This window comes from Sphingomonas sp. Leaf230, from assembly GCF_001421745.1.
Classification (GTDB): Bacteria; Pseudomonadota; Alphaproteobacteria; order Sphingomonadales; family Sphingomonadaceae; genus Sphingomonas.
In genome coordinates, this window is sequence record NZ_LMKW01000010.1 from 372,221 (window position 1) to 385,357 (window position 13,137).

The 13,137-nt window shown below is 66.8% G+C and carries 13 protein-coding genes; 6 read left to right on the plus strand and 7 right to left on the minus strand.

What is annotated here, in order from left to right; translation table 11 throughout:
* The first annotated feature begins 104 nt into the window (after positions 1-104).
* The 4 genes from ASE82_RS13735 to holA are packed head-to-tail and all read left to right on the plus strand — an operon-like array spanning position 105 to position 4,769.
* Positions 105-536 carry a DUF3576 domain-containing protein gene (locus tag ASE82_RS13735; protein WP_056053843.1) on the plus strand — a complete coding sequence of 144 codons (432 nt, stop codon included), beginning with the start codon at positions 105-107 and terminating at the stop codon, positions 534-536.
* An 11-nt stretch (positions 537-547) separates the two neighbouring features.
* The gene (gene leuS, locus ASE82_RS13740) at positions 548-3,226 is read left to right on the plus strand and encodes a leucine--tRNA ligase (RefSeq protein ID WP_056064315.1); all 2,679 of its coding nucleotides are present in this window, start codon (positions 548-550) and stop codon (positions 3,224-3,226) included.
* Positions 3,223-3,753 (plus strand): LPS assembly lipoprotein LptE, encoded by a 531-nt coding sequence (gene lptE / locus ASE82_RS13745; RefSeq protein WP_056064318.1) that lies wholly within the window; start codon positions 3,223-3,225, stop codon positions 3,751-3,753. The genes leuS and lptE overlap by 4 nt, the downstream gene beginning before the upstream one ends.
* A complete protein-coding gene (gene holA / locus ASE82_RS13750; protein ID WP_056053835.1) occupies positions 3,750-4,769 on the plus strand; it encodes a DNA polymerase III subunit delta in 1,020 nt (339 codons plus the stop codon). Before lptE ends, holA begins: the two co-directional genes overlap by 4 nt.
* A gap of 335 nt (positions 4,770-5,104) precedes the next feature.
* Here the strand turns inward: holA and ASE82_RS13755 are convergent, their stop codons facing one another.
* From ASE82_RS13755 to ASE82_RS13780, 6 genes are read right to left on the minus strand one after another with little or no spacing between them, the layout of a single operon-like run.
* Positions 5,105-6,004, minus strand: coding sequence for a ParB/RepB/Spo0J family partition protein (locus ASE82_RS13755; protein ID WP_056064321.1), 900 nt, complete (start codon positions 6,002-6,004; stop codon positions 5,105-5,107).
* A complete protein-coding gene (locus ASE82_RS13760) occupies positions 6,001-6,783 on the minus strand; it encodes a ParA family protein (RefSeq protein ID WP_056064325.1) in 783 nt (260 codons plus the stop codon). The genes ASE82_RS13755 and ASE82_RS13760 overlap by 4 nt, the downstream gene beginning before the upstream one ends.
* Positions 6,780-7,400, minus strand: a complete 621-nt coding sequence (gene rsmG / locus ASE82_RS13765) for a 16S rRNA (guanine(527)-N(7))-methyltransferase RsmG (protein WP_056064328.1) — start codon at positions 7,398-7,400, stop codon at positions 6,780-6,782. The genes ASE82_RS13760 and rsmG overlap by 4 nt, the downstream gene beginning before the upstream one ends.
* Positions 7,397-9,232 carry a tRNA uridine-5-carboxymethylaminomethyl(34) synthesis enzyme MnmG gene (mnmG, locus tag ASE82_RS13770; RefSeq protein ID WP_056064331.1) on the minus strand — a complete coding sequence of 612 codons (1,836 nt, stop codon included), beginning with the start codon at positions 9,230-9,232 and terminating at the stop codon, positions 7,397-7,399. Before mnmG ends, rsmG begins: the two co-directional genes overlap by 4 nt.
* Positions 9,233-9,286: 54 nt before the next feature.
* Complete coding sequence (gene mnmE, locus ASE82_RS13775) at positions 9,287-10,564, minus strand: tRNA uridine-5-carboxymethylaminomethyl(34) synthesis GTPase MnmE (protein WP_056064334.1); 1,278 nt, start codon at positions 10,562-10,564, stop codon at positions 9,287-9,289.
* Between the two features lie 7 nt (positions 10,565-10,571).
* Positions 10,572-10,805 (minus strand): DUF6489 family protein, encoded by a 234-nt coding sequence (locus ASE82_RS13780; protein ID WP_056053820.1) that lies wholly within the window; start codon positions 10,803-10,805, stop codon positions 10,572-10,574.
* 56 nt (positions 10,806-10,861) lie between these two features.
* On the opposite strand from ASE82_RS13780, the gene ASE82_RS13785 reads away from it, so the two are divergent.
* Both ASE82_RS13785 and ASE82_RS13790 read left to right on the plus strand, forming a co-directional pair.
* Positions 10,862-11,332, plus strand: coding sequence for a methylated-DNA--[protein]-cysteine S-methyltransferase (locus ASE82_RS13785; protein WP_056064799.1), 471 nt, complete (start codon positions 10,862-10,864; stop codon positions 11,330-11,332).
* Entirely contained in the window at positions 11,329-12,030 is a 702-nt protein-coding gene (locus tag ASE82_RS13790) for a dienelactone hydrolase family protein (protein ID WP_056064338.1), read from the plus strand. Before ASE82_RS13785 ends, ASE82_RS13790 begins: the two co-directional genes overlap by 4 nt.
* A gap of 182 nt (positions 12,031-12,212) precedes the next feature.
* Here the strand turns inward: ASE82_RS13790 and ASE82_RS13795 are convergent, their stop codons facing one another.
* Entirely contained in the window at positions 12,213-12,932 is a 720-nt protein-coding gene (locus ASE82_RS13795) for a TerC family protein (RefSeq protein ID WP_200910727.1), read from the minus strand.
* Between the last annotated feature and the right edge of the window lie 205 nt (positions 12,933-13,137).

Consider the following 13,137-nt stretch of genomic DNA (forward strand, 5'->3'; position numbering starts at 1 on the left):
GGGCCGCCCCCGCGCATACGCTCGTCGCGCACGCCGGCGTCTGCTTGCGGGCGCGCGGGCTCGCCTGTAGAGCAAGGGCTGATTTTCTTGCCAGGATGATGCCCATGTTCCGCCGCTCGCGTATCGCAGTCGTGCTGTTTGCCCTGCCTCTCGTCGCTTGCGGCGGCGGATCGGCGCGTCCCAAGGCGGATCTCGCCGCGTCGAAGATCACGACGATCGGCGTGAACAGCTATCTGTGGCGCGCCAGCCTCGACACGCTGGGCTTCATGCCGTTGCTGCAGACCGATTCCAACGGCGGCGTGATCGTCACCGACTGGTACATCAACCCGCAGACCCCGACCGAGCGCATGAAGGTCACCGTCTCGATCCTCGACCAGGATCTGCGCGCCGATGCGCTGCGTGTCGCTGCCCTTCGCGAAGTCAACCGCAACGGCCAGTGGGTCTCGTCGCCGGTGCAGGCCGCGACCACGCAGAAGCTTGAGGACATCATCCTGACCAAGGCCCGCGACCTGCGCCGCGCCTCGATCGCGGGCTGAGGACTGATATAATGGCGTCGCGTTTCAATGCGTTGAAGGCGGACGCGGCGTGGCAGAAGGTCTGGGACGAGCGCAAGACGTTCGCCGCCGACGACCTGTCGACCAAGCCGCGATCGTACGTGCTCGAGATGTTCCCCTATCCGTCGGGGCGCATCCACATGGGGCATGTCCGGAACTACACGATGGGCGACGTGCTCGCGCGGTTCCGTCGGATGAAGGGCATGGAAGTGCTCCATCCGATGGGCTGGGACGCGTTCGGCATGCCCGCCGAGAACGCGGCGATGGAAAAGGGCGTCCATCCGGGCAATTGGACGCGCGCCAACATCGCGACGATGAAGGCGCAGCTGAAGCGGCTGGGCTTCGCGCTCGACTGGACGCGCGAGCTGGCAACGTGCGAGCCTGAATATTACGGGCATGAGCAGGCGCTGTTCCTCGACCTGTTCGCGGCCGGCCTCGTCTATCGCAAGGAATCGGCGGTAAACTGGGATCCGGTCGACATGACCGTGCTCGCCAACGAGCAGGTGATCGACGGCCGCGGCTGGCGCTCGGGCGCGCTGGTCGAGCGGCGGAAACTGTCACAGTGGTTCCTGAAGATCACCGACTTCGCCGACGAACTGGTCGACGGCCTCGGCGCGCTCGAGCATTGGCCCGACAAGGTCAAGCTGATGCAGGAGAACTGGATCGGCCGCAGCCAAGGCCTGCAGTTCAAGTTCGACCTCACTGCTCCCTTCCCGCTCGCGGGAGGGGTCGGGGGAGGGCCTGACACGAACGCGGCAGCGTCCGAGGATGCCTCCCCTCCCCTGACCCCTCCCGCAAGCGGAAGGGGAATAGAGAGCGTCGAGGTGTTCACCACCCGCCCCGACACGATGTTCGGCTCCAGCTTCGTCGCGGTCGCAGCCGATCACCCGATCGCGCGCGCCATCGCCGAGACGAACCCCGACGCCGCAGCCTTCATCGAACTCTGCAAGCGTGGCGGCACCACCGCGGCCGAACTCGACACGCAGGAAAAGCTCGGCTTCGACACCGGCATTCGCGCGGTGCATCCGCTCGACAAGACATGGCACCTTCCCGTCTACATCGCGAACTTCGTGCTGATGGAATACGGCACCGGCGCGGTGTTCGGCGTCCCCGCGCACGACCAGCGCGATCTCGATTTCGCGCGCAAATACGACCTGCCCGTCAAGCGCGTCGTCAGCGAAGGCGATGACGAGGCCCCCGTGTTCGTCGGCGACACCGCCTGGACCGGCGCCGGCACGATCGTGAACTCGCACTTCCTCGATGGGCTCGACATCGAGGACGCCAAGCGCGTCGTGATCGAGCGCGCCGAGGGCGAAGGCTGGGGCAAGGGCACGACCGTGTTCCGCCTGCGTGACTGGGGCGTCAGCCGCCAGCGTTACTGGGGCACGCCGATCCCGATCATCCACTGCGACGCATGCGGCGCGGTGCCGGTGCCCAAGGACCAACTGCCGATCGTCCTGCCCGAGGACGTCAGCTTCGACGTTCCCGGCAACCCGCTCGATCGCCATCCGACCTGGAAGCACGTCCCCTGCCCGTCCTGCGCAGGCCCTGCCCGGCGCGAGACCGATACGCTCGACACGTTCGTCGATTCGTCGTGGTATTTCATCCGCTTCGCCAGCCAACCGGACGCCAAACCGTTCGACCGGACGGGTGCGGAGAAGTGGCTGCCGGTCAACCAGTATATCGGCGGCGTAGAGCATGCGATCCTGCACCTGCTCTACGCCCGCTTCTGGACGCGCGCGCTGAAGCATATCGGCATGCTCGACATCGCCGAGCCGTTCGCCGGGCTGTTCACGCAAGGCATGGTCACGCACGAGACGTATAGCCGAGGCGACGCCGGCGACGTGCAGCCGGAGGTCGACACCGACGACGACGATTCGAGCGACGCACCGGTGAAGACGAAGTGGCTGTCTCCCGACGAGGTCCGCAAGACTGATGCGGGATATATCGAGATCGCGACCGGAGGCCCCGTGACGGTCGGTCGCGTGACGAAAATGTCGAAGTCGAAGAAGAACACCGTCGATCCCGAGCCGATCGTCGACCAGTACGGCGCAGACGCGGTGCGCTGGTTCGTGCTCTCCGACTCGCCCCCCGAGCGCGATCTCCCCTGGAGCGAGTCCGGCATCGAAGGCGCGTGGCGGTTCGTCCAGCGTCTCTGGCGCCTGATCGAGTCCGACGATGCCGCCAAGGCCGGGGGCGAAGACATCGCCTTACGCAAACTCTGCCACCGCACGACCGTCGGTATCGAGAGCGATATCAACGCCTTGCAGTTCAACAAGGCAGTCGCACGGCTTTACAGCCTGTGCAGCGCGATCGAGAAGGCGGCGCCCTCCGCAGACCGCGAACAGGCGATCCGCACGTTGCTGCTGCTGGTCAGCCCGATGGTCCCGCATGTCGCCGAGGAAGCCTGGGCGACCGCAGGCAACGACGGCCTGATCGCCGACGCCGCGTGGCCGATCGTCGATCCGGCGATGCTGGTCGACGACGAGGTCACGATCGCGGTGCAGGTCAACGGCAAGCTGCGCGACACGCTCGTCTTCCCCAAGGGCGCACCGAAGGATGAGGTCGAAGCCGCCGCGCTCGCCTCCGAGAAGATCGTCCGCCTGCTCGAGGGCAAGCCGCCCCGGAAAGTGATCGTCGTGCCCGACCGTCTCGTGAACATCGTCGCATGAAGCGCCTAGCGATCCTTGGCGCGCTCGCGCTGGCCCCTGCGCTGTCCGGCTGCGGCCTGCACCCGCTCTACTCGGGCGGCAGCAGCGGTCCGGTCGCGGGCGCGCTCGGCCAGGTTGAGATCGCACCGATCGCGGGGAAGAACGGTTGGCTGATGGCCACCGCGCTGCGCGACCGCCTGCCCTCGAACGGCGCACCGGCGCTCTACCGGATCGACATCCGCCTCGACGACACGATCAGCGGCCTCGGCGTCCGCACCGACGACAGCGTCTCGCGCGAACGCCGCACGTTGCGCGCGCGCTACCAACTCGTGCGGATCGGCGACAACTCGGTGTTGCTCGACGCGACCGCCGGCTCCGACGCCGGCATCGACGTCGTCCGCTCCGAATATGCGACGATCGCCGCCGAGAACACCGCGCTCGAACGCCTGTCGCAGATCGTCGCCGACCAAATCGTCGCGCGCGTTGCGCTGTATGCGCGCAACACGCCTGCGGTCGCCGCGGCGCAGGCCACTCCGCCCGCCAAGTGAAGGCCAGCGCCGGCCAGATCCGCGGTGCGCTGGCCAAACCGGGCGGCGACATCCGCCTGTACCTGCTCCACGGCCCCGACGAGGCCGGCGCAAGCGACCTTGCCCGCGTACTGGCCAAGGCGATGGGCGCGGATGCCGAACGCGTCGATCTCGACGGCTCGACGCTCAAAAGCGACCCTGGTCGGCTGACCGACGAAGCCGCCTCGCTATCGTTGTTCGCCGGGGCCCGGTTCGTCCGCGTCGCGTCGGCCGGCGAGGAAAGCCTCGAAGCCTTCACCAACCTCCTCGCAGCCGAACGCGTCGGCAACCCGGTCGTCGCGATCGCCCCGACCGTCAAATCCACCGCCAAGATCGTCAAGCTCGCGATCGACTCCCCGCGCGCGATGGCGTTCGCCTGCTACGCCCCGACCGCGCAGGACGCGGAACGCCTCGCGACGACGATCGCCAACGAGAACGGCCTCCGCCCCGCCCCCGGCGTCGCCCGCCGCCTCGTCGATACGACCGGCGGCGACCGCGCCGTCATTTCGCGAGAGATCGAGAAGCTCGCGCTATACCTCGACGCCGCACCCGATCGGCCTGCGGACCTCGATCACCACGCACTCGATGCGGTCGGCGCAGACCTCGGCGATGCGGAAATGAGCCGTGCGATCGATGCGGTCATCGAAGGCCGGGTCGACGATCTCGGCGCCGAACTCGCGGTGCTCGAAGAAGCCGGCACCTCGCCGATCCCGTGGCTCCGCCAACTCGTCCGCCGCTTGATCGCGCTCGCCGATATGCGTGGCGAAATCGACCGCGGTGAAGCGGTCGACGCGGTCATGAAACGCCACCGCGTGTTCTTCAAGGAAGAGGCCAGCACCGCGCGGTCCTTGCGCCGCTGGTCGCCGGTGATGCTCGCCACCGCGATCCAGCGCGTCCGGACTGCCGAGCGCGCAATCATGGCGTCGGGGAATGCTGGTGGGGTTGTGGCGGAGGCAGCGGTGGTGGCGCTATCCCAAGCGATCGCACGGCGAAACTAACGCGCACCCGAGTCTGCAACCGCATTCGCGTCTGGTTCTGCGTCTGCGTCTGCGTCTGCCTCCGCTTGCGCTTCCCTCTTTCCGCCCCCCACCTTCCGTCATCCCGGCGTACGCCGGGACCCATGGATAGCGTGCGATCACCAACGAAGCGGACCGCAACCATGGGTCCCGGCTTCCACCGGGATGACGGAGAGTATTGGTCCACCCTCTCCCCTCCACGCTCCCCTATCCCCGTTCGTCCTGAGCGAAGTCGAAGGATGCTCCGGGATGCAGGTGCTTCGACTTCGCTCAGCACGAACGGGCCGGGGGGTAATTGGCTCAGGTTGGTCCGCGACCTAGATCGCCCCACCCGTAAGCCGCTGACAAACCATATCCAGCTGGTCCAACGTCGAGTAACTCAACGTCAGCGTCCCCCCAGTCTCGGTATGCGCCACCCTCACCTGCAGCCCGAGCAGATCCGCCAACTGCCGCTCCAACGCCGCGATATCCGCATCCGGCACCCGAGGCTCGGACGACCCACCACCGCCACGGCTCCGCCCAGGCTTCGCATCACGCGCCAGCTTCTCGGTCTCGCGCACAGACAGCCCCCGCGACACGACTTGATCCGCCAGCGACTCCACATCCGGCGACCCCAGCAACGCCCGAGCATGCCCCATCGACAGCGATCCATCGACCACCTGCGACTGCACCTGTGCCGGCAGCTCCAGCAGCCGCAGCAGGTTCGCGACATGACTGCGCGACTTGTGGACGATCTTGGCGAGCACCTCCTGCGTATGCCCATATTCGCCCGCCAGCCGCTGATACGCCTGCGCCTCTTCGATCGCGTTGAGGTCCTCGCGCTGAATGTTCTCGATCAGCGCGATCTCGAGCGTCTCGGCATCGTCGAAGTCGCGGACGACGACCGGCACCTCGTGCAGCCGCGCGCGCTGGGCCGCCCGCCAGCGCCGCTCGCCCGCGACGATCTGATAATCATGCCCGTGCGGCCGAACCACGATCGGCTGGATCAGCCCGCGCGACGCGATCGACGCGGCCAGCTCGTCGAGCATCGCCTCGTCGAAATGCCGCCGCGGCTGATCGGGATGCGGCGACAGCGAACTGACCGGCAGCATCCGCACACCCGATGATTGCTGCGCCGCACCATCAGCCGACACCGGAGTCTCGCGCGCCATCTCGCCGAGCAGCGCGTTGAGCCCCCTGCCCAGCCCAGGACGACCGCGTTTGTTACCGTCGCTCATGCCGCAACCTGCGCAGTTGCCGGAAGCCGCCCGATAAGCTCACGGGCTAGCGCTATATACGCCTGCGACCCCGAACACCGATGGTCGTAGATCAGGGCCGGTAATCCGTGACTAGGCGCCTCCGACAGTCGCACGTTGCGCGGGATCACCGTCTCGAACACGACCTTGCCCAGCACCGCGCGAACGTCCGCCGAGACCTGATCTGTCAGCCGGTTCCGCCGATCGAACATCGTCAGCGCGACCCCCAGGATCGACAACCCAGGATTGAACCGCTGGCGGATCCGCTCGACCGTACTCAACAACTGCGACAACCCCTCGAGCGCGAAAAACTCGCATTGCAGCGGCACCAGCAGCGAGTCCGCCGCGACCATCGCATTGATCGTCAGTAGCCCCAGCGACGGCGGGCAATCGATCAGCGCGATATCCCACGGCCCCTGCGCCGCCTTCACCGCGCGATCGAGCCGGTGCGTGCGCGCATCAAAATCGACCAGCTCGATCTCCGCGCCCGACAGGTCGACCGTCGCCGGGACGATATCGAGGCGCGGCACGCGTGTATGCACCACCGCGTCCTCGATCGACGTCTCGCCGACCAGCACGTCATAGCTCGACCGCTCGCGCTGCGAATGACCGATGCCGAGCCCGGTCGACGCGTTGCCCTGCGGATCGAGATCGACCAGCAGCACACGCATGCCTGTGGCGGCCAACGCGGTCGCGAGGTTGATGGCGCTGGTGGTCTTGCCCACCCCGCCCTTTTGATTGGCGACCGCGATGGTGATCATCGCGCGCTTACCCGATCCAGAACCACGATCGACGACTCCGGGTTCGTGACGCTTTGTTCCACGTGGAACATAAACCGCCAGTGCTGCTTGAGCGCGGCCAGCTCCTCCTCGTCGAAACGCCCCCGAGGAAGCAACCACCGCGTCTCCGTTGTGGCGCAGTGCGCCGCGCCACGCAAAAGGTTTTGCAGCGACGCGACCGCACGAGCGGAAATGATCGAAGCGTCGGCCGTGGCATTCTCGACTTTCGATCCGTGAACGCGGACCTGCTCGCCAAGCCCAAGCCGAGCGACACAAAGCTGGAGGAAGTCCGCACGTCGCCGACGGGGCTCGACCAGATCGACCGGCCCCTCGCGAACCAGCGCAACGACCATGCCGGGAAACCCCCCGCCAGTGCCGATATCGAGCCACCGCTTCGCCGACGTATCCGCGCCCGCAAGCGCGACGAGCTGGAGCGAGTCCACCACGTGCCGATCCCAGATCGTCGGGATCGTCGACGGTGCGATCAGATTCTGATGCGGCGCTTCCTCGACGACCATCGCCACGAACGCTGTCAGCCGCTCGGTAGCCTCCGCCCCGAACCGCTCGGTCGTCCAGCTCTGTGCGTCGTCTTCGGTCATGCTGGCACTCGTTTCGTATGCAATAATACCGCGGACAACGCCGCCGGGGTGATACCCCGCACCCGCGCCGCTGCCGCCAGCGACGTCGGCCGCGCCGCGCTCAGGCGATCGATCATCTCGTTCGACAGCCCGGGCACGCGGTCATAGGCAAGGTCCTTCGGCAAACGGATCGCCTCGTCGGCGCGCAACCGCGCGACCTCCTGCGCCTGCCGCTCGATATACGGAGCGTAGCGCGCGTCCTCTAACACTTCGTCAACGACCGCCATCGGGATTCCCGCCGCAGCGTTCGGCGCGACATGCGCGAGCGTTACCCCCTCGAACCGGAGCCAGTCGAAAGCCGTCCGCCGCGCACCATCCCGGCCAATCGCCACACCCTGATCGGCCACGTGGGTCGCGGTCCGCTCGCAATCGAGCGCCGAGCGGAAACGAGCACGATCCTCGGCTAGCGCATGCTGATGCGCCAACCGCTCGGGTCCAAGACACCCAGCGGCCTCCGCAATTCCACCCAGCCGCGTCTCGGCGTTATCCGCGCGCAACGACAACCGGAACTCCGCCCGCGCCGTCAGCATCCGATACGGCTCGGTCACACCCTGCAGCGTCAGGTCGTCGATCATCACCCCAAGATAGCTCGACGCACGATCCAGGATCACCGGCGCCAGATCGCACGCATGTGCCGCCGCGTTGAGCCCAGCGACGAGCCCCTGCCCCGCCGCTTCCTCATACCCCGTCGTGCCGTTGATCTGCCCCGCGCAGAACACGCCCTCGATCGCACCCAGCGCCAACCGCGTATCGAGCGCACGCGGATCGATATAATCATACTCGACCGCATAACCCGGCATCGTCATCGTCACGCGCTCGAGCCCAGGAATGCTGGCCAACATCGCCGCCTGAACCTCGACCGGCAGCGACGTCGACAGCCCGTTCGGATAGACCGTCGCATCGTCGAGGCCTTCGGGTTCGAGGAAAACCTGATGCCCGTCCCGGTCGCCAAACCGATGCACCTTGTCTTCGATAGACGGACAGTAGCGCGGGCCAGCCGCTTCGATTGCGCCCGTGAACAACGGCGACCGGTGGAAAGCGTCGCGGATGATCGCATGCGTCCGATCGGTCGTACGCGTTATGGCACATGCAATCTGCGGCAGCGGACGCGCGCGAGTCATCGGCGACATCGTCCAGGGATCGAGGTCCGACGGCTGCTCGGCAAGTGCGGCCCAGTCGATCGTCCGGCCATCGAGCCGCGGTGGTGTCCCGGTCTTAAGTCGCGCCATCGGCAGGTCCCGCGCGCGCAACTGGTCCGCGAGTGGCTTGGCGGCACGCTCGCCGATCCGGCCCCCTTCCTCGCGGTCATCCCCCCGGAAGATACGTCCCCCAAGGAAAGTGCCGGTCGCCAATACGACCGCTCGTGCTGCCACGATCGCGCCATCCGCCAGCACGACACCCGCCACGCGATCGCCCTCGAAATGCAACGCCGTCGCCTCGCCCTCGACGATCGACAGCCCTTCCGTGGCCGCAAGCATCGCCTGGATCGCACCGGAATAGAGACGGCGATCAGCCTGGACCCGAGGCCCCTGCACCGCCGAACCCTTGCTCCGATTGAGCATCCGATAGTGGATCGCAGCCGCATCGGCCGCGCGACCGATCAGCCCGTCGAACGCATCGACCTCGCGAACCATGTGCCCTTTACCGAGTCCACCGATCGCCGGGTTGCACGACATCGCGCCAATATGCGCAGCGTCGAACGACACGAGCGCGGTACGCGCGCCCCTCCGCGCCGCCGCGGCTGCGGCTTCGGTTCCGGCATGGCCACCGCCAACCACCACTACATCGAACATGTCACGGCCGTAGAACGCCGCGACCGACGCGTCAAAGATGTTCCACGTGGAACATCACTTCCCGATGCAGAAACGTCCGAACAGCGCGTCGAGCATCTCCCCGGTCGCATCAAGCCCCAGCACGCCAGCAAGGATCGCGCGAGCCTGTCGAAGGTGTTCCGCGACGATAAGCGCGTCCGAGCTTCGATACCGCAGGGCCTCGACTGCCGCAGCGCACTGCCGACGCTGGTGCTGCTTCAGTGCGATCTCATCGCCACGAGGCAGCATCGCAATCGCTCGCCGATGCAGTTCACCCCAAAGGGCATCGAGCGATTCCCGGTCGTTTTGTGAGACCGCCAATGTCCGACCAGACGGTAATTCTCCCCGCCCCGGCAGATCGGCGCGCGCATGAATCCAGATCGCATCGGCGCGGGGCGGCGCTGTATCGGCCAGCCACATCACGATGTCCGCCGCGGCGAGCGCACCTTCCGCACGCGTGACGCCGATCGCCTCGATCGGGTCCAGCGTATCGATCAAGCCCGCGGTGTCGGTCAGTACATAGGCAACCCCGTTCCGCGTAACCGGCACGTCGATGCGGTCACGCGTCGTTCCCGAGATCGGCGAGACGATCGCCGCGTCCCGTTCGCCGAGCAGGTTGAGCAACGTCGACTTGCCGCTGTTCGGCGGACCGCCAATGACGACCCGCAGCCCATCCTTCAGCCGCTCGACCGGCGGTGCGTCGACCACCGCCTCGATCTCCGAGGCGAGTGCGTCGATATCAGAAACGATCGCATCGAACGCCGCGGTATCGCTCGCGACGTCGTCCTCGTCGGCGAAGTCGAGCATCGCCTCGATCCGCGCGGACAGCATGGCGACCGAGTCCATCCAGCCGCGAACCGCCTGGCTCACCCGCCCCTCCGCCGCGGTCATCGCCGCGACACGCTGGCTCTCGGTCTCGGCTTCGAGAAGGTCGGCGAGCCCCTCGGCCTCGGTCAGGTCGATGCGGCCATTGGTCAGCGCGCGACGCGTGAACTCCCCCGGGTCGGCATGACGAAGGCCGGGCATTACCGACAACACACGCTCGACTGCGGCGATCACCGCGCGACCACCGTGGCAGTGAAACTCGACCAAGTCTTCGCCGGTCGCCGTCGCGGGTCCAGGAACCACGATCACCAGCGCGCGATCGAGCAACGCCCCATTGGTGTCCCGCAATCCCCGGAGGCCGGCATGGCGCGGCGCCGGCAGCGGTCCCGCCAACGCCTCGGCCGCCGCAAATGCCTCGGGACCGCTCACCCGGACGACAGCGATCGCCGCTGGCGGTCGTCCGCTCGATACCGCGAAAATCGTCTTCACGGGAAACTCAGCCGCTTTTCGTCGCGCTGTCGAACAGGCGCTTCCACATCGCCATTCCCGCCTCGCCCATCGGCTGCCAGCCGCGCATCATCGATTCGAGCATCTCCGGCTTCATCTGGCCGTCCGGGATCGCCTCCATCATCATCGCGATATAGCGATCGTGGATCGGCGTCAGGTCGGGCAGCCCGACCGCGCGGCGCGCCTCCTCCGGCGTGCATTCGATCTCGATATTCATCTTCATGTGACGCACCCTCGATGGCGCTTGAGCGGTCCATCGCGGCGCTGCATAGCGGGGGAATGTATGCGCGCGATGCCGCCTCGATCGCAACGCCTATCGGTCTGGTCCGCGTGACCGGCACCGGGGACCGGATCGACGCGATCGATATCGGCGTGGAGGATGGTTCGACCAGCGACGCGCCCGCGATCCTGGAAGCACTCCGCCAGATCGACGCGTATTTCGCCGGACGGCTGACCGAGTTCGACCTGCCCCTCGCGCTCTCCCCTACCCCGCGCGGCGCCGACGTCCGCCAGGCTATCGTCGACATCGCCTACGGCACGACGGCCAGCTACGGCGCGCTCGCCAAGGCAATCGGATCGAGCCCGCGCGCGATCGGCCAGGCGTGTGCACGCAATCCTTTTCCGATCATCGTCCCCTGCCACCGAATCCTTGGAGCCGGCGGAGCGCTTGGTGCGTACTCCGCGGGGGAAGGCCCGATCACCAAATCCCGGCTGCTCGACCATGAGCGGCCGCCAGGAGGACTGTTATGACGAACACTACCAAGATCGCCACGCTCGCGGGCGATGGCGAATTCACCGCGTATCGCGCGACTCCGGCAGGCACACCAAAGGCCGCGATCGTCGTGATCCAGGAGATCTTCGGCGTGAACGCAGGGATCCGCCGCAAGTGCGATACGCTCGCCGAGGCCGGCTATCTCGCAATCGCCCCCGACCTGTTCTGGCGACTGGAGCCCGGCATCGAGCTCGATCCGGACATCAAGCCCGAGTTCGACCGTGCACTCGAACTGATGGGCCAGTTCGACCAGGACAAGGGCGTCGCCGATATTGAAGCGAGCATCCGCGCGGTCCGGTCGGAACTCGGTGACGACGCAAAGGTCGGCGTAGTCGGCTACTGCCTCGGCGGGCGCCTGGCGTTCATGACCGCGGCGCGGACCGACGTCGATGCGAGCGTCGGCTATTACGGCGTCGGGATCGACGGCCTGCTCGGCGAAAAGCACGCGATCGCACATCCGGTGCTGCTGCACGTGCCGGAGGAAGATCACTTCGTCGACAAGGACGCGCAGGCGGCGATGCACGCGGGGCTCGACGATCACCCCAAGGTGACGATCTACGATTACGCCGGCGAAGACCACGGCTTCGCGACCGAGTTCGGCGAGCGTCGCTCGGATGCATCGGCCAAGCTGGCGGACGAGCGTACGGCAAAATTCTTCGCGGAGAACCTCGCCTAAAACCCCTCCGTCGCCCCGGACTAGTTCCGGGGTCCACGGTTCCACATACTCACGACTATCGAGCGTGCGGAACGGTGGATGCCGGAACGAGCCCGGCATGACGGGGCGCCGAAGACAGACATGAAAAAGGCCTCGCCGGACGATCCCGGCGAGGCCTTTTCCTTATCCCAACCGCACCGCGATCAACGCAGCAGCGAGATGATCCCGAGCGTCTCGCCGGTGCCCACCCAGCCCTCGTAGATCATCTTCAGCGCGACCACGAGGATCACCGCGAGGCCGATATACGCGATCCAGCGATACTTGTTGATGACGCGCGCGATGTAGTTCGCGGCGAGGCCCATCATCGCGACCGACAGCAGCAGGCCGATGACGAGGATGCCGGGATGCTCACGCGCCGCGCCTGCGACCGCCAGGACGTTGTCCAGGCTCATCGAGACGTCGGCGACGGCCACGGCCCAGGCCGCGCTCGCAAAGCCCTTCGAGGAGCGGATACCCGATCGCTCGTCGCCCTCGATCTCCTCGGAGCCGGCGTTCTCCGCGCCCTCGCGGATTTCGCGCCAGAACTTCCAGCTGACCCAGAGCAGCAACAGGCCGCCTGCGAAGATCAGGCCGACGATGCCCATCAGCCACGTCACGATCAGCGCGAAGAAGATGCGCAGCACGAGCGCGGCGCCGATGCCGATCAGGATGACCTTCTTGCGCTGGTCGGTCGGCAGCCCGGCGGCGAGTGCGCCGACGACGATCGCGTTGTCGCCCGCGAGGACGAGGTCGATCATCAGGACCGATCCGAACGCGGCGAGCGCCTTCGGGTCGCCCAGGTTGGAGAAGTCGGCGACGATATGCTGCCAGATTTCCAGCGGCGAGCCGGGGCCCGCGGTGCTCGGTGCGGCGGCGGCCAGCATGGCGATGATACTCAAGATGTCAGCTCCCGGTGACGTGGGTCACCAGCGGCGAGCGATGGTGACGGTTTCATAGTGATTAATAGCAAAGCGGCACGCGAAAGCCATGCTCTCGCGTGCCGCTTTGGTCTGCTTGGCCGGACATGGGCCCCCTCTATTAAGTTGGGCCCATGTCGTCGGTCGGGAGGCTCCCGCCCCCGCCGGCCGA